A 16,098-nucleotide genomic window follows, 5' to 3' on the forward strand; every position below is an offset into this window, starting at 1 on the left:
CCCCATTATACACCAAAGCCACCTAGAATTCTATAGATTTTCAAGAAAGAATTGTTACTAATATTTCATACCTATTACAATGTTTTAGTATAAAATTGTTTGATAAACAAACTAAAATTAACACCTTGTATATTTTATGTTCATAGTTCAATAAATTTGTCACAATTTTGTAACTAATTTGAAAATAAAATTAAACGACAGAAACACTATTTATTGATAAAATATAGATATGGAAAATTTAAAGAGATTATTCAAAGAAGCAAACGTAGATTTAAAAACCATGATCGTCTTCCACAAGGCAGAACGATTGATCCGTGCGTCTGAGGCTCATATCTTTAAAAAGCACCAGTTGACACCAACTCAATTCTCTGTTCTTGAGACCTTGTACAGCAAGGGCGATCTCCGCATTCAAGATCTGATTGATAGCATTCTTGCGACCTCTGGAAATATGACTGTGGTTATTCGCAATATGGTCCGCGATGGTTGGATTACACGCGAAACCGATCCAGAAGACCGCCGTGCTTATCTTGTATCTATTACAGATGCCGGTCGTAAAAAGATCGAAGAAGCTCTTCCAGATCATATCAAAAATATTCAACGCTTGATGCAAGTCTTTAATAGTGGCGAGCAAGCTGAGTTGACAGAACTCTTGAAGAAATTCAAACATATCGCCTAAGCCTACTGCTCAAGACGATTCTGACTCCAAAATCCTCTATTTTGGAGTTTTCATCGTGCATTCTCTTTATCTAACAGATCAAAAAAATATTCCTGACGCTTCTCAGGAATATTTTTATTTATTCTTTCACAAAGATCCATTCTTTCTCTTGCGATAAATCCTCACGATAAGAAAAACCTGCTACTTCTAGTGATTTCAGATCTTCTAGATGGGTGATTTCTTCCTTCATCATGGCTGTCACCATAGCCCCACGTGCTTTCTTTGAAATCGTTGAGTGAATCTTTAGTGTCCCACCACGATTCTCCATAAATTTGATCCGAATCATTCGCTCACGAATGGCTTTTGAAAAGACCTGTTCAAACTCAGAAGACAAAAGGGATAAGATCTGCTCCTCACCTTCTACTGCCTGATCATAGTCCTCTTTCCAGAATGCCTTTAGAGATTTTCCAGCTGGTTTTAGCTTCATCATAAAATCCAAGCGATGGGGCACAATCCCTTCATAGGCAGGTAGCACACCGTATAAAGCAGTCGTGATCAACAAATGTTCCTGAAGATAAGCCTGCTCTTTTTCAGATAAGTCTTGACGCTCGATACTACGGTACATAAGGCCATCAAACAGTTCCAAAGCAGGATAGGTTTTAGCACTCCCAGCTAACAGAGCTTCAATTCTTTCCTTTTCTACTAGGGCTCTTTCTTCTGAGATCCCGTAAAAGGTCGCTAATTCTTCTAGCGAGAATGCCTTCAAAGCTTGGAGGATGGTTTTTGTGTTCTCTGACAAGGGTTGGGGCTCGACGATACGAGCCTGTTCGTTCAGTTCTTTAGCGGATGGAATTAATAGTTTCATAGTTCTATTGTACCATAATTTTCAAATTTTCTTGACAGGAGTTTTTATTAATGTTATTATCTAGTTATGAAAACTAGATTAAAGAAAGGTGAAGATTTAGTGTCCACTTTTTCCTATCCAACGTGGGAGCAACTGCCTGAGCTAGACCTCTATCTCGATCAGGTCCTACTTTATGTCAATAAAACCTGTGCACCTGTTCTCTCTTCTTCAGACAAGGGCTTGACGGCTGCCATGATCAACAATTACGTAAAACATGGCTATGTCGAAAAACCAGATAAGAAGAAATACCAGCGTAGACAGGTGGCTCGCTTAATCGCTATTACAACCTTAAAAACGGTCTTTTCTATTCAGGAGATCGCTTCTACCTTAAATTTCTTGCAGGACCAGGCGAGTTCAGATCTTCTCTATAATAGCTTTGTCGCTTATCTCAATGAGCAAAAAGAGCCGATCGCTCCCATCATTCGCTCTGCCTGTCAGACGGTTCAACTTTATCTTGAAACCCTATCTTATATTCAACCAGTAAAAACGGAGGAAGAAACTGATGAATTACACCATGAAACTAAGTAAAAAATTATCCTTTGGAGAAGAGATCGCTAATAGCGTAACCCATGCTGTTGGCGCCCTCCTCATGTTGATCTTGCTTCCGATCTCAGCAGTCTATAGCTTTGAGCAACACGGTCTGCTCAGTGCTTTTGGGACTTCTATCTTTGTGATCAGTCTCTTTTTGATGTTTCTTTCTTCGACCGTCTACCATGCCATGTCTTACGATTCACCTCAAAAGTATGTGCTTCGCATTATCGACCATTCAATGATCTACATTGCGATCGCAGGTAGTTACACACCAGTCGTCCTTACCTTGATGAACAACTGGATGGGCTACAGCATTATCTTGATCCAATGGGGCACTACCATCTTTGGTATTCTCTACAAGATCTTTGCCAAAAAAGTCAATGAAAAGTTCAGTCTCGCTCTTTACTTGATCATGGGCTGGTTGGTCATCTTTATTATTCCCCAAATCGTTAGCCAAACCAATCCGATCTTCTGGGGTCTCATGCTCATGGGCGGCCTGTGCTACACGGTTGGAGCTGGCTTTTATGCTAAGAAAAAACCATACTTCCACATGATTTGGCACCTCTTCATCCTGGCGGCTTCTGCTCTTCAGTATTTAGCGATTGTATATTTTATGTAATATGCTCACCACTCTTATGAGTGGTTTTTTTTTGATTTTTTCTGTACAATAGAAAAAAACTGTATGGGGACAGTCGGAATGAAGACGAGCAAATACCAACAAATTATCGATTTCTTAAAAGAAGCTATTCAAGATGGAGAACTGGAAACTGGACAAAAAATTCCTTCTGTTCGCCAGTTAGCTAGTCAATTTTCTTGTAGTAAGGACACGGTGCAACGGGCCTTGCTGGACTTGACTTACCAGCACTTCCTCTATGCTAAGCCTCAGAGTGGCTACTATGTTTTGGAGCAAGAACCTGATCGACATGAGGATCTTCCACTAAAATTAGAGAAAGACCGCAACCAGGCTTTCGAGGACTTCCGAACCTGTATCAATGAAACCTTGATTGGACGGGAGAATTATCTCTTCAATAACTTTTCGGACCAAGCAGGATTACTAGAGGTACGCCAATCGATCCAAGACTTATTGAAGGAAGAAGGTATTTATACGACTGCGGATCAGATTGTTTTGACTGCTGGTACCCAGCAGGCGCTCAATATCCTCAGCCAGATTGACTTTCCCAATAAAAAGTCTCAGATCTTGATCGAGCAACCGACTTATCATCGGATGAACCAACTCTTAGATTCGCAGCAACTTGCCTACCGTACCATTCAACGAAATTTAATGGGAATTGATCTCGAGGAACTTGAAGAGATTTTCAAAAGTGGCCATATCAAATTCTTCTACACGATCCCTCGTTTTCACTATCCGCTCGGTCATAGCTATTCGACCAAGCAGAAAGAAGCGATCTTGCAACTAGCTGACCAATATGATGTTTACCTTGTTGAGGACGACTATCTTGGAGATCTTGATGGCAGCAATGCTCCTTCTTTTCATTATTTGGATCAAAAGAACCGTGTCATCTATATCAAATCTTTTTCGACCAATCTCTTTTCTGCTCTTCGCATCACTTCCATGATCCTTCCCCAAGCCCTTCTAAAGCCGGTCTTAACCTATAAGACGATTCTGGACTATGATAGCAATCTCATCATGCAAAAGGCCTTGAGTCTCTACATTGATAACGGTATGTATCTGACCAATAAAAAGCGACTCCTAGCCAGAAAAAGAGAGGTAGAAGCCAGTCTAAAGACCTTGATGGCCCAGTCTCCTCTTCTTCCCCATCTGACCCTGACCCACGATGGGATCCTTCTAGGACTCAGCCAAGTTCAATCCCTTGCTGCCTTAAAACACAGTGGACTCCCGCTTGATTTCTTTGAAGCAGCCTACATCACTTCTTGTCCTTATCAACTCGCCAAGATCAAATCGGCAGATGTGACCAATGTTTTACCAAAGCTTACGCCTTTTTTTGAAAGAGAAACCCTCGTATAGACTATACGAGGGTTTTTCTTATTTCTTTAATTGCTCATAGATCAGTTTAGCATTTTGAAGGCCGATCCGATAATCGAGGCGAATCAGGCGAATCGCTTCCATCTCTGGTTCTTTGAGGTACTTCTCTTTTTGTTCCTTAGAAATACTACCTGGTTTAAGAAGATAGTGAGTGAATTGATTTCTGACTTTATTGAGCTCAACTTGAAGGGTGAAATAAAGTCCAAATAAGACAATCACAACTCCCATCATGATCAGATCGTTTGACATGGTTTATGCTCCCTTTTTCTGTTCTTTTCTTTATTTTACAGCTTTCAAGAAAGAAAAACAAGGTTAAATTTGCATTTAGACCTTGTTTATCCTTATTTCATCATACCAGCCTGGAGGTCATACATTTTCTTATACGTTCCTCCTAGAGCAATGAGTTGGTCGTGGTTGCCTGATTCGATGATTTTTCCTTTATCGAGAACATAGATGCAATCGGCATCTTGGATGGTAGAAAGGCGATGGGCAATGGCAATGGTTGTCCGCCCTTGGCGCATCTTCTTCAGAGAATTTTGGATCATCTCTTCCGTCTCTTGGTCGATATTGGCAGTGGCCTCATCCAAAATGAGGATCTTAGGCTGGGCAGCAATGGTCCGAGCAAAAGCCAGAAGCTGACGCTGACCAGTCGATAAGGTAGAACCCCGCTCTGTTACCGGATGATCATAGCCACCGGGTAGACTCTCAATAAAGTCTGCTACATCCACAAATGCAGCTGCTTGTCGGATTTCCTCATCTGTCAGTTCTTCATGATACATTCGGATATTAGAAGCAATGGTTCCATGATAGAGGAAGGGTTCTTGCAACACTAAACCGATGGACTTGCGCAAGGCTTCCTGGCTGTAGTTCTTGATATCCTGTCCATCAATCAAGATCTGGCCACGATCAAATTCATAAAAGCGCATGAAGAGATTGATAATAGAGGATTTACCAGAACCAGTATGACCAACAAAAGCGATGGTTTGTCCGTTTTTAACCTCAAAGGAGATATCTTTTAGGACATCCCGTTTGCCATCATAAGAAAAAGATACATGGTCAAAGCGAATATCTCCCCGCTCGATTTCTTTCAGGCTACCAGCTTGCTTTGGCTCGTAGTCATCTCGATCCATCATTTCAAAGACACGCCCTGCAGAAATGGTTGAGGTCTGCAAGGTTGCAAAATTTTGGGTGACATCAATCAAGGGCTGGAAAAGCTGGCTAACATACTGGATAAAGGCATAGATAAGACCTGCTGTAAAGCCAGAGGACTGCCAATTTAGGCCGAAAAAGGTTAGAATAACCGCATAAGCCAGAACCTGTAACAGGGTCATAGCTGGCCTCAAAAAGAGGGAATTGACATCCACAGATCGGTTGGCGTAATCCAAATGTTCCCCATTAATCTGTTCGAATTCATCCGTCAAGCGCTTTTCTTGACGAAAGGCCTGCACGATCCGCATTCCTTCAATGGATTCCGATAATTTCACATTGATATCTGATAATTTTTGTCGGGTCATCTTGACCAAGCGATTGGATAACTTGCGATAGAGACGGATGGAAAACCAAATGATGGGAAGAAAAGGCAGGATCCAAATGGTCAAATGCCAGTCCAAGCTAAACATGGTTACAAGAGTGACTAGAAAGAGTAAAAAGGATGAAACCAGGCTTGAAAAGACCGTAGAAAACATGTCTGCGACTGCCTGGGTATCATTGGTCACGCGCGAAACAATCGAACCTGCTGCTGTCTGGTCATAAAAGGACATACCCAGCCTTTGAAGATTTTGGAAAATATCTAGACGAATGTCTCTTACGATAGAATTGGATACACGCGCAAAGGTTAACTGACTCAGATAAGTTGCCAGCACGCGCCCAATGAATAACCCATAGTAGAGAATCAAAAACTGAAAAGCTGTCAAAACTGGTGAGCCTGCTTCTGTTGGATCCACTAGGTGGTCAATATACCAGCGAGCTGCAAGTGGGATCGCCGTCAATAACAGACTAGTTAGAAAGGTAAAGGCTAAGGCTAGGGCTGTTAGCCATTTATAACGCCACATGTAAGTCAAGAGCCGCTTCATCACATGAGCTTCAGATGTTTTCATTCAGCTTTCCCTCCATTTCTTCTGATAATTGTTGGGCTTGGTAGGTTTCATAGTACCAACCTTTTTGAGCCATTAATTCCTCGTGATTTCCTCGCTCCTTGATCTGTCCATTCTCCATTACTAGAATCAAATCCGCATGAACGATCGCTGATAGGCGGTGGGCTGTAATGATCGTTGTTTTCCCCTTGCGTTCTAGCTTCATATTTTCAATGATTTGGTGCTCCGTTTTAGCATCTACTGCAGACAGGGAATCATCCAAAATCAGGATCTCAGGATTCATGACCAAAGCACGACTCATGGCAATCCGTTGCTTTTGTCCGCCAGAAAGAGAGACACCTCTCTCTCCTAGCACTGTCTCCATCTGGTCTGGCATGGCCAGAATATCTTCATAGACTCCACAAGTTCTCAGAGCCTTCATCACCTCTTCCTCCTTGATCTGTGGATCTGAAAAAGCGACATTCTCGCGAATGGTCATGGCAAAGAGAATCTGATCTTGAGGGACGTAGCCGATCAAGCTTCGAAGATCTTCTAAGCGATAATGTTTGATGGAGATTCCATTGAGCAAGATATCTCCCTGCTCCAAGTCGTGCTCTCTAAGCAAGAGACGCAACAAGGTGGTCTTTCCAGATCCAGTTGGACCCACAATTCCAAGGGTTTGCCCTTTTTCTAAATGAAAGACAACCTTTTCAAGGACAGGCTCTTTCTCATAGGCGAATTCTTCAATGTCATATTCCAGATCGCCATTTTGAATGTTTTTGACTGGTTGACTTGGATCTTGGATATCAGGTGTTTCTGCTAAAAGTGTCTCAATCCGATCATAGGAAACGCTAGCACGCTGACTAATATTAAACAAGAAGCCCATAGCTTGAAGAGGCCAGACGAGCATATTGAGATAGGTTATAAAGGTTACGATTTGTCCAACCGTCAGGCTCCCTTCCTGAACAAATAGCCCCCCGAAGTAGAGCGTCAAGACATAGGAGAGACCGACAAAAAGAAGAGTGGTCGGATCAAACAAAGCATTGTAACCGGCTGAAGTCATATTCTTTGAAAAGACCATTTGATTGGTTTTTTCAAAAGCCTGAATCTCATCTGCCTGAAAGCCAAAGGATTTGGTCACCTTGACTCCTGATACTGATTCCTGAACAAAGTTGTTCAGCTCTGAGAAGCCTTCTTGGGCCTCTTTGAAGGCTTTGTGATTTTTGCGTCCGATAGCCGAAGTTACTACTACCATGACCGGTAGGGGCAAAATAGCTAAGAGGGTTAAGCGCCAATCAATCATGAAAAACATGCTGACTAGGGTCACCAAGGCTGTCACAGAAGCATCTACAGCAGACATGACTCCACCACCAGCAAACATGGTTACCGCATTGATATCATTAGTGGCATGGGCCATGAGATTCCCTGTCCGATAACGCTGATAAAAAGACGGAGACATGAGCGTAAATTGCTTAAACAAACGGTAACGCAAGATCCGAGCCAACTTATTGGCCGTTCCAAAAATATAGCGTCTCCAGACAAAACGAAGGCCATACATAGCAAGAGCTGCGAGGACCAAAAGAGCGATATCTACAACTAACTGCCCCAGCGTCAGCCTTCTTTTATCGATCAAATCGATCACAAGTCCCATGATTCTTGGAGGAATGAGATTTAAAAAGCTAACCAAGATCAAGGACCCTATCCCGATCAAGTATCGCTTCTTCTCTAAATTAAAAAACCAAGATAATTTCCTCAACAGATTCATCTTATTTCCCCTTTTTTGTGAGTTGCCAACTACTATCCACTAGAGCAAACAACTCCTCATCAGCAATTGTTCCATCTAAGGGGATACTCACCCAATATTTTTTATTCATATGAAAAGCTGGATAAATCCCTTTCTGCTGGATGAAATGGGCTACTTGATCAGACTTGACATTCAAAACTTCTATTTTCCCAGACTTGCCAGCATCCAGTTTTTTCCAATCAATGGTCATAAAGACACCATACCACTTGAGGGTGTCTCGGTGGCGAATGGCACCGGATTCCGGAGATCTCTCCCACAAATACTCAATCGTTCCCTGATAGTGCAGGGAGATATAGGACATGAGACGCTTGGCTTGAGGATAGAGAAATTCTTGGACCTCAAAACAAGCTTGGCGAATCCTTGCAAGACTTTCCTGACAGGATTCCCTGACTTGGCCGACGAAATTTCCTTGTAGCTGTTCCTGATGGATTTGGATATACTCGTCTCCTGTATCCTGATCATAGACCTGAAAAGAAATCTTCTGGTCGCAGACACGGACCTTTAAGAGAAAAGAGTCCGATAAGACGGGACACTGGTACTCATAGCCTGCCCCTCTCTTCTTAAATCCGTAAGCCAATCCCTTTTCTGGCTGAAAGGTGTACCGTTCAAAATAATGCTCTAAAAACATTTCCTCTCCCTTATTCATTTTTGCACTAGAAGAGGCTGGAAACAACGTCCCCAACCTTGATAACGGATCCTCAAAACTACTTCAAGCAGTGATCGTTTCTTTTTTAAAACACGATGCGCGTGCCATGCAGTTGACAAACGCCCAATTGCTCCAAAAAGAGCTGACGATTGTCAAGGGTCACACCCCCACCTGGCAGGATCTGAATCTTTCCCTTAGCTGCATCTAATAAACGATGATAGTGTGCAAAGCGTTGCTCTAGTGGGTCACCTGGACTTCCTGCTCGTGTTAAAATACGGGCCACACCTTGATCAGAAAGCCACTCAATCGCTTCTAGCTGATCTGTATGAGCTAACTCATCAAAGGCCATATGAAAGACCACCTCTGCCTCTCCACAGGCTGCTAGTAAAAGCTGCATGACTCTCTGATCCAACTTTCGATCCCTCGTCAGCGCACCCAGCACAAAACTAGTAACCCCTATTTCTTTCGCAGCACGAATATCCGTCAGCATAGCTTGGACTTCCAGATCAGTGTAGACAAAATCGCCACCACGGGGCCGGATAATGACACATAGATCCACGGACTTCTCTCTTGTCAGTTTGATTGCTTCATTGATCACACCTATAATCGGTGTGATCCCTCCTACTGCCAAGTTGTCGCACAGTTCAATGCGACCTGCCCCAGCAGCAATCGCCTTGTCAATATAAGTTAAATTCTCTGCACAAAATTCAAAGACAAGCATGACAACTCCATTTTTATAGTCTTAAAATAAGGAGATACTAACCGTCACCTTGGCATTGCCATTTTCTACTCTCGCTTTTGAGATACTATAACCTGCTTGAGGGATCTCAAGCATAATCTGATCACCATTCACTGTGAAGCCGCCTCCATTTTGATTGGATTGATCCTTCAAATAGTTGAGAACCAAGGATTTTGGAATCGGCATTTTCCCTAATTTAGCAGCTGTCACAGTCAAATTCATGACATTGTTTTCAACTTGACCTGTCATGGTTAAATCTAGATAGCTATCGACTGGCCCTAAGGAAACCGGAACTTTGACGTGAAGGTCATTGCCATCCATTCCAAGTGCCATCTTTTGAAAGTCAGAATTGTCAAGAGCAGATCCAGCACTTGTTTTTACAACTTGACTCAATTGCACAGAATTGAGACTCAACTCAGTTGAGAGCCCTTCAGTGCTTACAGAAGCATTTGAAACTGCATTTTGAGCCAGTTCAATCAAAGAGCTCCCTGCCTGCACATTTCTTAGTTGTTCTCCTTCAGGAATGGATCCCGGAACCAACAGGATCACTAATAAAATAAATAAAACGATCACCATGCCAATCAGGCGTCTCATCCACTTAAACATCTGCTCCTCCAATACGTGAAAAGTTGTATCCTTATTGTACCTTAAATCCAAAGAAATTGCGACTAAGAGGGGGCTTTAGAAAGCAAAAGAGAGCGTGGGACAGAAATCGGTAATTCGTTAGAATTCGATTTCGTCGTCCCACCTCCGCACAGTTGAGTAGGGCTGTAAAAGCTGATAAAATCAGCGTAGTAGAGCCCACTCAACCACTGCGTCTTACTCGACAATCCAAAAACAATTGAGAGGCTAGGACTTTTGTCCCAACCTCTCTCTGTGCATTATTTCGATTTAATGTAGTTAACACCATCTGCTTTTGGTGCAACTGCTTGTCCGAAGAAGGCTGCCAAGACAACCATGGTCAAGACGTAAGGCGCAATTTGCAAGTAAATGGATGGGATACCTTTAAGCAAAGGCAATTGATTCCCGATAACTGCTAAACTTTGTGAAGCTCCAAAGAAGAGACTAGCCAACATAGCACCGATTGGGTTCCATTTCCCGAAAATCATAGCCGCAAGGGCGATAAATCCAGGACCTACAATAGTCGTTACCGCAAAGTTAACAGAAACTGACTGAGCGTAAATAGCTCCTCCGATACCTGCTAGGGCACCTGAGATCATGACTCCTAAGTAGCGCATTTTATAAACATTGATTCCCAGTGTATCTGCTGCTTGTGGGTGCTCCCCAACTGAACGAAGACGCAAACCAAATTTTGTCTTGAACATGACGAACCAAGCAAAGAATGAGAAGAGAATTGCAACCCAGCCGATGATACTGGCATTGTTGAAGAAAATATCCCCAATCACCGGAATTTTAGATAAGACCGGAATGGATGTTTTCCCAAAGGCAACTTTGATATTATCAGTTTGCCCCTTGTTGTACATTGCTTTAACTAGAAAAACGGCTAATGGAGGGGCCATCAAGTTCAATACTGTACCTGAAACGATATGGTCAGCACGGAAATGAATCGTTGCCACCGCGTGGATCAAGGAGAAAATTACTCCGATTCCTGCAGCAACAATCAAGGACAACCATGGTGTTAAATTTCCTAAGGTAGGCTCAAAAGTCAAGTTAAAGATAATTCCTGAGAAGGCTCCCATAACCATGATTCCTTCAAGGCCAACGTTAACAACCCCAGCGTGTTCTGAGTATGCTCCTCCGATACTTGTGAAGATCAGCGGTGCCGCATACACAATCATAGAGGAAACAAGAATACTTAAAATCGTTACAATACTCATTAGTTTGCTCCTCCTTTTTTAGCTGATCGCACCGAGATCATCTTTTCGATAATGTAGTGGGCACATACGAAGAAGATGATAGATGCTGTCACAATTTGAACGACTTCTTCAGGGATAGCAGCTGGCTTCATACCAACTCCCCCAATTTGAAGCGCTCCAAACAAGAAGGCAGCAAATGGAATACCAATTGGTGAATTCATTGCAAGAAGGGCAACGGCCATTCCGTTAAATCCAACACTCATTGAGCTAGTTTGAACATAGACATTTGAGTAAATACCCAGACCTTCTGCTACCCCACCGATACCAGCAAGAGCACCAGAAATGATCATAGAAAGGATAATGGTCCGTTTTGCAGACATCCCAGCATATTCCGCCGCATTCGCATTGAGACCAACGGCACGGATTTCAAAACCAAGTGTTGTTTTCTTCATCAAGAACCAGATGACCACCACTGCGATGATGGCAAAGAAGATCCCGATGTTCATTTGTGATTTGTCTGTCAAATTACGCAACCACTCCGTCTGGTAGACAGCGTTGGCTCCCACATCAATGGTTGAGTCCTTGTTTTTCATCAAGGAAGCTGGGAAGCTATGAATCAAGGCATTCCCACCATAGAGAACAATGTAGTTCATCATAATGGTGATGATGACCTCACTGGTTCCGAGATAGGCACGAAGGAAACCAGGAATCGCTCCAATAAATCCACCTGCGATAGCCGCAATCAAAACGGTCATCGGAATCATCAGTAAGCGAGGCATATTTGGGAAGGAAAGGGCAAACCAAGTCGCCATGATCCATCCTGCAAAAGCCTGACCAGGAAGTCCAACGTTAAAGAAGCCGGCCCGGCTGGCTACTGAAAATCCAAGAGCAACTAAAATCAGTGGCCCCATAGCACGGGAAATATTTCCCCAACTCTTAATCGAACCAAAGGCTTTCTTAAACAGCAATTCATATCCCCAAAGGGCATCATAGCTGAAGGCCCACATAATAATGGCACCCAAGACCAATCCTAAAAGGACAGACACCAATGGAACGGCAATTTGTTTTAAATTCTTATTCATTTGATGCTCCCTCCTTTACTTGGCCTCCTGCCATGAGGATTCCAAGTTCTTGCTTATTCGTTGTTTCAGGGGTTACGATCCCTTGGATCTTCCCATCATGAATAACCGCAATACGGTCAGAAACATTCAAAATTTCATCTAATTCAAAGCTGACAACCAGAACGGCTTTTCCATTATCCCGTTCTTGGATCAAACGTTTGTGGATATATTCGATCGCTCCAACGTCCAATCCACGAGTCGGCTGGCTGACGATCAAGAGATCTGGATCGCGATCGATTTCCCGAGCGATAATGGCTTTTTGCTGGTTCCCTCCAGAGAGAGCCTTAGCAGGTACCACTTCACTGGCTGCACGAACGTCAAACTCTTCCATCAACTTCTTGGCATAAGAGGTAATATTTGGATAATTCAAAATACCATTCTTGCTAAGAGGTTCTTTATAATAGGTTTGAAGGGCAATGTTTTCAGAGATCATCATGTCAAGGACTAATCCATCCCGATGACGGTCTTCAGGGACGTGCCCTACCTTCATTTCTGTGATTTGACGTGGACGAAGTCCTACAACATCCTTGCCTTTAATCTTGATTGAACCAGATTTTACCTTCCGTAGACCTGTAATCGCTTGGATCAACTCAGACTGACCATTTCCGTCAATCCCTGCGATCCCCACGACTTCACCAGCACGAAGTTCCAGTGAAAGATTCTTAACAGCTGGGACACCCCGGTTTTCGTTTACAACCAAGTTTTCGATCGACAAGACGACTTCTTTCGGTTGAGAAGGACCTTTCTCCGTTTTAAAGGAAACAGAACGACCGACCATCATTTCGGCCAAGTCTTGGTTGGTAGCTCCACCAATCTCGACTGTCTCAATTGATTTCCCACGACGGATAACCGTTACCCGGTCTGAAACAGCACGAATTTCATCCAACTTGTGCGTAATCAAGATAATGGATTTTCCTTCATTTGCCAAGTTCTTCATGATTGTCATCAATTCTTCGATTTCAGCTGGTGTCAACACCGCAGTTGGTTCATCGAAGATTAGGATGTCGGCTCCACGATAAAGCGTCTTTAAAATTTCCACACGTTGCTGCGCACCGACGGAAATATCCTCAACTTTAGCATTTGGATCCACTGCTAAGCCATATTTTTTAGACAAATCAAGGATATCTTGACTGGCTTTCTTAAGATCCAAAATACCATGTTTAGTGGTTTCAGACCCAAGGATGATATTTTCAGCAACAGTGAAAGCTTCAACCAACATAAAGTGTTGGTGCACCATTCCAATTCCTAAAGAAGCTGCTTTTGAAGGTGAGTCTAGGTTAACAGTTTTTCCATTTACCACGATGTCTCCGCTAGTTGGTTCCAACAAACCAGCCAACATATTCATCAGGGTAGATTTCCCTGCACCATTTTCTCCAAGAAGTGCATGGATTTCACCTTTGCGCAACTGAAGATTAATCTTGTCATTTGCTACAAAGTCACCAAATTTTTTGGTAATCTCACGCATTTCGATGACATATTCGTGTGTCATGTGGGGTGTTTCCTTTCAAATCAATTTTTATTTCAATAAAACCTATTAGGACAGCTAATAGATTTTACTGAGACAAAAATGTCTCAATTTATTAAAAGGAACGGCCCTTGAAGGTCGGGCCGATCCAATCAATAATTATTTTTCAGGAACTTTAAGTGACCCGTCAAGGATCTTAGCTTTAGCGTCTTCGACAGCTTTTTTAGCTTCTGCAGAAAGATTGTCAGTTGTCAAGTCAACTCCACCATCTTTCAAGCTATAAGTAATCACTTTACCGCCAGGGAATTTACCATCAGCAGTTTTCTTAGCCAAGTCTTTTACAGATTCTCCGACTTTCTTCAAGCTTGAAGCCAATACAAAGTTAGATTTTTTACCATCTTTAGAAGTGTATTCACCTTCAGCTTTTTGGTCACGGTCAACACCAAGAACCCAAACTTTTTCGTCTTCATTTTTCTTCTCGTTCAAGTCTTTAGCTTCAGAGAAGACACCTGCACCAGTACCACCAGCTACTTGGTAGATAACGTCTGCACCTGCAGCATATTGTGCAGCAGCAATTGTTTTACCTTTCGCAGAGTCACCGAATGAACCAGCGTAGTCTACTTGAACTTTGATAGATGGGTCAACAGATTTAACACCAGCTTCAAATCCAGCGCGGAAACGAGTGATAACTTCACTTTCCATACCACCTACAAAACCAACTTGTTTAGTTTTTGTAGTTTTCGCAGCAGCGATACCAGCAAGGTAACCAGCTTCGTTATCGGCATAAACAGCAGATGCTACGTTCTTTTGTCCTTCAATACGGTCATCGATGATGACATAGTTCACATCTTGGTTGTCTTTTGCAGCTTTTTTAACAGAGTCGCTCAAGGCAAAACCAACACCAAAGATCAATTTGTAGTCGTTAGAAACAGCTTCATCAAGGTTTGTCGCATATTGAGATTCATCTGTTGATTGGAAGTAGTCAAATCCGTTCCCTTTAGAAAGACCGTTTTCTTTACCCCAAGCTTGCAAACCTTCCCAAGCAGATTGGTTGAATGATTTGTCATCCACACCACCAGTATCGGTAATGATAGCAGCTTTCAAATCTGTTTTAGATTCTGAGTTTGCGCTATCTTTTTTAGACGCACGATTTCCACATGCTGCAAGTCCGATAGCAGCGACAGTTACTAGACCAAGGCCTAGCCATTGTTTCTTGTTCATTACTGAACCTCCTAAATTATTGTGCAACATTGTTGCGAAGTATTGAAAGGGTCAAAAGACCGCCTCACAGACCTATTAAGTCAGGTCTGTAAAGGAATATGGAAGTAATTCCTTGACCGTCATCACGACCGTCGATTTATCTTTAGATACTAAGGTTACAGGAAGGTCTGGCTCAAAAAATTCAGCCATGACCTGGCGACAAGCACCACATGGAGAGATGGGCTTTTCTGTTTGCCCGTAGATAATGAGCTCTTGAAACTCACGAGCTCCTTCAGAAACAGCTTTAAAAATGGCTGTCCGTTCTCCACAGTTGGTTAATCCAAAACTAGCATTTTCGATATTGACACCTGTATAGATTTCTCCATCCTTCGTTAGCAGTACAGCTCCAATTGGGAAATGAGAGTAAGGCACATAGGCTTGTTGACTCACTTCAACTGCTAAGTCAATCAACTCAGTAGTCGCCATGAGCCACCTTACCTTCCATGATGGCTACACCAGAAGAAGTCCCAATACGGGTCGCACCAGCTTCGATAAAAGCAAGAGCATCTTCATAAGAGCGAGCACCACCAGAAGCCTTAACACCCATGTCGGGTCCAACAGTTTGACGCATTAAGGCCACATCTTCTACCGTTGCTCCTCCAGTTGAGAAGCCAGTTGAAGTCTTCACAAAGTCTGCGCCAGCTAACTTAGCAATTTGACAAGCAACGATCTTTTCATCATCGGTTAAGAGACAAGTCTCAATGATGACTTTGACCAGCTTATCACCGCTCGCTTCGACTACCGCTTGGATATCTTCCTCAACTAGTGCTAAATTCTTAGACTTAAGAGCCCCGATATTAATGACCATGTCAATCTCATCGGCACCATTTTGAATAGCATTTTTTGTTTCACACGCTTTGACAAAAGGGGTATTTGCTCCCAAAGGAAAACCAATGACGGTACAAACTTTAACGTCTGAATCGCGCAAGCCCTCAGCCGCAAAATTCACCCATGTCGGATTCACACAGACACTCGCAAAATCATATGCCTTAGCTTCTTCGATCAATTTTTCGATCTGTTCTTGTTGCGCATCTGGTTTTAAAAGAGTGTGATCAATATATTTATTTAACTTCATACAA

At 42.7% G+C, this 16,098-nt stretch carries 17 protein-coding genes; 4 read left to right on the plus strand and 13 right to left on the minus strand.

The genetic code is table 11. The features are described 5' to 3' along the window. Window positions 1–229: 229 nt before the first annotated feature. The gene (locus HMPREF1195_RS03295) at window positions 230–676 is read left to right on the plus strand and encodes a MarR family winged helix-turn-helix transcriptional regulator (protein WP_003001765.1); all 447 of its coding nucleotides are present in this window, start codon (window positions 230–232) and stop codon (window positions 674–676) included. Between the two features lie 118 nt (window positions 677–794). Here the strand turns inward: HMPREF1195_RS03295 and yaaA are convergent, their stop codons facing one another. Continuing rightward, window positions 795–1,520, minus strand: coding sequence for a peroxide stress protein YaaA (gene yaaA, locus HMPREF1195_RS03300; protein WP_023918288.1), 726 nt, complete (start codon window positions 1,518–1,520; stop codon window positions 795–797). A gap of 66 nt (window positions 1,521–1,586) precedes the next feature. On the opposite strand from yaaA, the gene HMPREF1195_RS03305 reads away from it, so the two are divergent. The 3 genes from HMPREF1195_RS03305 to HMPREF1195_RS03315 all read left to right on the plus strand — a co-directional run bounded on the left by HMPREF1195_RS03305 (window position 1,587) and on the right by HMPREF1195_RS03315 (window position 4,077). Further along, window positions 1,587–2,087, plus strand: a complete 501-nt coding sequence (locus tag HMPREF1195_RS03305) for a DUF1836 domain-containing protein (protein WP_013903686.1) — start codon at window positions 1,587–1,589, stop codon at window positions 2,085–2,087. Beyond that, window positions 2,062–2,709, plus strand: a complete 648-nt coding sequence (gene trhA, locus HMPREF1195_RS03310) for a PAQR family membrane homeostasis protein TrhA (RefSeq protein ID WP_003011253.1) — start codon at window positions 2,062–2,064, stop codon at window positions 2,707–2,709. The genes HMPREF1195_RS03305 and trhA overlap by 26 nt, the downstream gene beginning before the upstream one ends. A gap of 63 nt (window positions 2,710–2,772) precedes the next feature. Beyond that, window positions 2,773–4,077, plus strand: a complete 1,305-nt coding sequence (locus HMPREF1195_RS03315) for an aminotransferase-like domain-containing protein (protein WP_037599328.1) — start codon at window positions 2,773–2,775, stop codon at window positions 4,075–4,077. An 18-nt stretch (window positions 4,078–4,095) separates the two neighbouring features. On the opposite strand, the gene HMPREF1195_RS03320 is transcribed toward HMPREF1195_RS03315, so the two are convergent. The 12 genes from HMPREF1195_RS03320 to deoC form a co-directional block, all read right to left on the minus strand. Beyond that, window positions 4,096–4,344: a hypothetical protein gene (locus tag HMPREF1195_RS03320; protein ID WP_023918292.1), complete on the minus strand. Its 249-nt coding sequence runs from the start codon at window positions 4,342–4,344 to the stop codon at window positions 4,096–4,098. Between the two features lie 92 nt (window positions 4,345–4,436). Next, window positions 4,437–6,191: an ABC transporter ATP-binding protein gene (locus tag HMPREF1195_RS03325; protein ID WP_023918294.1), complete on the minus strand. Its 1,755-nt coding sequence runs from the start codon at window positions 6,189–6,191 to the stop codon at window positions 4,437–4,439. Then, complete coding sequence (locus HMPREF1195_RS03330; RefSeq protein WP_023918295.1) at window positions 6,178–7,932, minus strand: ABC transporter ATP-binding protein; 1,755 nt, start codon at window positions 7,930–7,932, stop codon at window positions 6,178–6,180. The genes HMPREF1195_RS03325 and HMPREF1195_RS03330 overlap by 14 nt, the downstream gene beginning before the upstream one ends. 1 nt (window position 7,933) lies before the next feature. Continuing rightward, window positions 7,934–8,599, minus strand: a complete 666-nt coding sequence (locus HMPREF1195_RS03335; RefSeq protein WP_023918296.1) for an MmcQ/YjbR family DNA-binding protein — start codon at window positions 8,597–8,599, stop codon at window positions 7,934–7,936. 103 nt (window positions 8,600–8,702) lie between these two features. Beyond that, complete coding sequence (locus HMPREF1195_RS03340; protein ID WP_023918297.1) at window positions 8,703–9,338, minus strand: copper homeostasis protein CutC; 636 nt, start codon at window positions 9,336–9,338, stop codon at window positions 8,703–8,705. A 21-nt stretch (window positions 9,339–9,359) separates the two neighbouring features. After that, complete coding sequence (locus HMPREF1195_RS03345; RefSeq protein WP_023918299.1) at window positions 9,360–9,962, minus strand: hypothetical protein; 603 nt, start codon at window positions 9,960–9,962, stop codon at window positions 9,360–9,362. A gap of 275 nt (window positions 9,963–10,237) precedes the next feature. Continuing rightward, window positions 10,238–11,194 (minus strand): ABC transporter permease, encoded by a 957-nt coding sequence (locus HMPREF1195_RS03350; protein WP_023918301.1) that lies wholly within the window; start codon window positions 11,192–11,194, stop codon window positions 10,238–10,240. Next, window positions 11,194–12,255, minus strand: a complete 1,062-nt coding sequence (locus HMPREF1195_RS03355) for an ABC transporter permease (RefSeq protein ID WP_023918303.1) — start codon at window positions 12,253–12,255, stop codon at window positions 11,194–11,196. The genes HMPREF1195_RS03350 and HMPREF1195_RS03355 overlap by 1 nt, the downstream gene beginning before the upstream one ends. Continuing rightward, window positions 12,248–13,783, minus strand: coding sequence for an ABC transporter ATP-binding protein (locus HMPREF1195_RS03360; RefSeq protein ID WP_023918304.1), 1,536 nt, complete (start codon window positions 13,781–13,783; stop codon window positions 12,248–12,250). The genes HMPREF1195_RS03355 and HMPREF1195_RS03360 overlap by 8 nt, the downstream gene beginning before the upstream one ends. A gap of 135 nt (window positions 13,784–13,918) precedes the next feature. Continuing rightward, window positions 13,919–14,980 (minus strand): BMP family lipoprotein, encoded by a 1,062-nt coding sequence (locus HMPREF1195_RS03365; protein WP_023918305.1) that lies wholly within the window; start codon window positions 14,978–14,980, stop codon window positions 13,919–13,921. Between the two features lie 75 nt (window positions 14,981–15,055). Further along, a complete protein-coding gene (locus HMPREF1195_RS03370) occupies window positions 15,056–15,445 on the minus strand; it encodes a cytidine deaminase (RefSeq protein WP_003007631.1) in 390 nt (129 codons plus the stop codon). After that, a complete protein-coding gene (gene deoC / locus HMPREF1195_RS03375) occupies window positions 15,432–16,094 on the minus strand; it encodes a deoxyribose-phosphate aldolase (protein WP_003001619.1) in 663 nt (220 codons plus the stop codon). Before deoC ends, HMPREF1195_RS03370 begins: the two co-directional genes overlap by 14 nt. Window positions 16,095–16,098: the final 4 nt, after the last annotated feature.

This window comes from Streptococcus parasanguinis CC87K (assembly GCF_000507765.1).
In the GTDB taxonomy this organism is placed as follows: domain Bacteria; phylum Bacillota; class Bacilli; order Lactobacillales; family Streptococcaceae; genus Streptococcus; species Streptococcus parasanguinis_J.

Bases quoted from the DNA above. Each gene is read 5' to 3' on its own strand.
- HMPREF1195_RS03295 (WP_003001765.1), top strand. From the start codon at position 230: ATGGAAAATTTAAAGAGATTATTCAAAGAAGCAAACGTAGATTTAAAA.
- yaaA (WP_023918288.1), bottom strand. From the start codon at position 1,520: ATGAAACTATTAATTCCATCCGCTAAAGAACTGAACGAACAGGCTCGT.
- HMPREF1195_RS03305 (WP_013903686.1), top strand. From the start codon at position 1,587: ATGAAAACTAGATTAAAGAAAGGTGAAGATTTAGTGTCCACTTTTTCC.
- trhA (WP_003011253.1), top strand. From the start codon at position 2,062: ATGAATTACACCATGAAACTAAGTAAAAAATTATCCTTTGGAGAAGAG.
- HMPREF1195_RS03315 (WP_037599328.1), top strand. From the start codon at position 2,773: ATGGGGACAGTCGGAATGAAGACGAGCAAATACCAACAAATTATCGAT.
- HMPREF1195_RS03320 (WP_023918292.1), bottom strand. From the start codon at position 4,344: ATGTCAAACGATCTGATCATGATGGGAGTTGTGATTGTCTTATTTGGA.
- HMPREF1195_RS03325 (WP_023918294.1), bottom strand. From the start codon at position 6,191: ATGAAAACATCTGAAGCTCATGTGATGAAGCGGCTCTTGACTTACATG.
- HMPREF1195_RS03330 (WP_023918295.1), bottom strand. From the start codon at position 7,932: ATGAATCTGTTGAGGAAATTATCTTGGTTTTTTAATTTAGAGAAGAAG.
- HMPREF1195_RS03335 (WP_023918296.1), bottom strand. From the start codon at position 8,599: ATGTTTTTAGAGCATTATTTTGAACGGTACACCTTTCAGCCAGAAAAG.
- HMPREF1195_RS03340 (WP_023918297.1), bottom strand. From the start codon at position 9,338: ATGCTTGTCTTTGAATTTTGTGCAGAGAATTTAACTTATATTGACAAG.
- HMPREF1195_RS03345 (WP_023918299.1), bottom strand. From the start codon at position 9,962: ATGTTTAAGTGGATGAGACGCCTGATTGGCATGGTGATCGTTTTATTT.
- HMPREF1195_RS03350 (WP_023918301.1), bottom strand. From the start codon at position 11,194: ATGAGTATTGTAACGATTTTAAGTATTCTTGTTTCCTCTATGATTGTG.
- HMPREF1195_RS03355 (WP_023918303.1), bottom strand. From the start codon at position 12,255: ATGAATAAGAATTTAAAACAAATTGCCGTTCCATTGGTGTCTGTCCTT.
- HMPREF1195_RS03360 (WP_023918304.1), bottom strand. From the start codon at position 13,783: ATGACACACGAATATGTCATCGAAATGCGTGAGATTACCAAAAAATTT.
- HMPREF1195_RS03365 (WP_023918305.1), bottom strand. From the start codon at position 14,980: ATGAACAAGAAACAATGGCTAGGCCTTGGTCTAGTAACTGTCGCTGCT.
- HMPREF1195_RS03370 (WP_003007631.1), bottom strand. From the start codon at position 15,445: ATGGCGACTACTGAGTTGATTGACTTAGCAGTTGAAGTGAGTCAACAA.
- deoC (WP_003001619.1), bottom strand. From the start codon at position 16,094: ATGAAGTTAAATAAATATATTGATCACACTCTTTTAAAACCAGATGCG.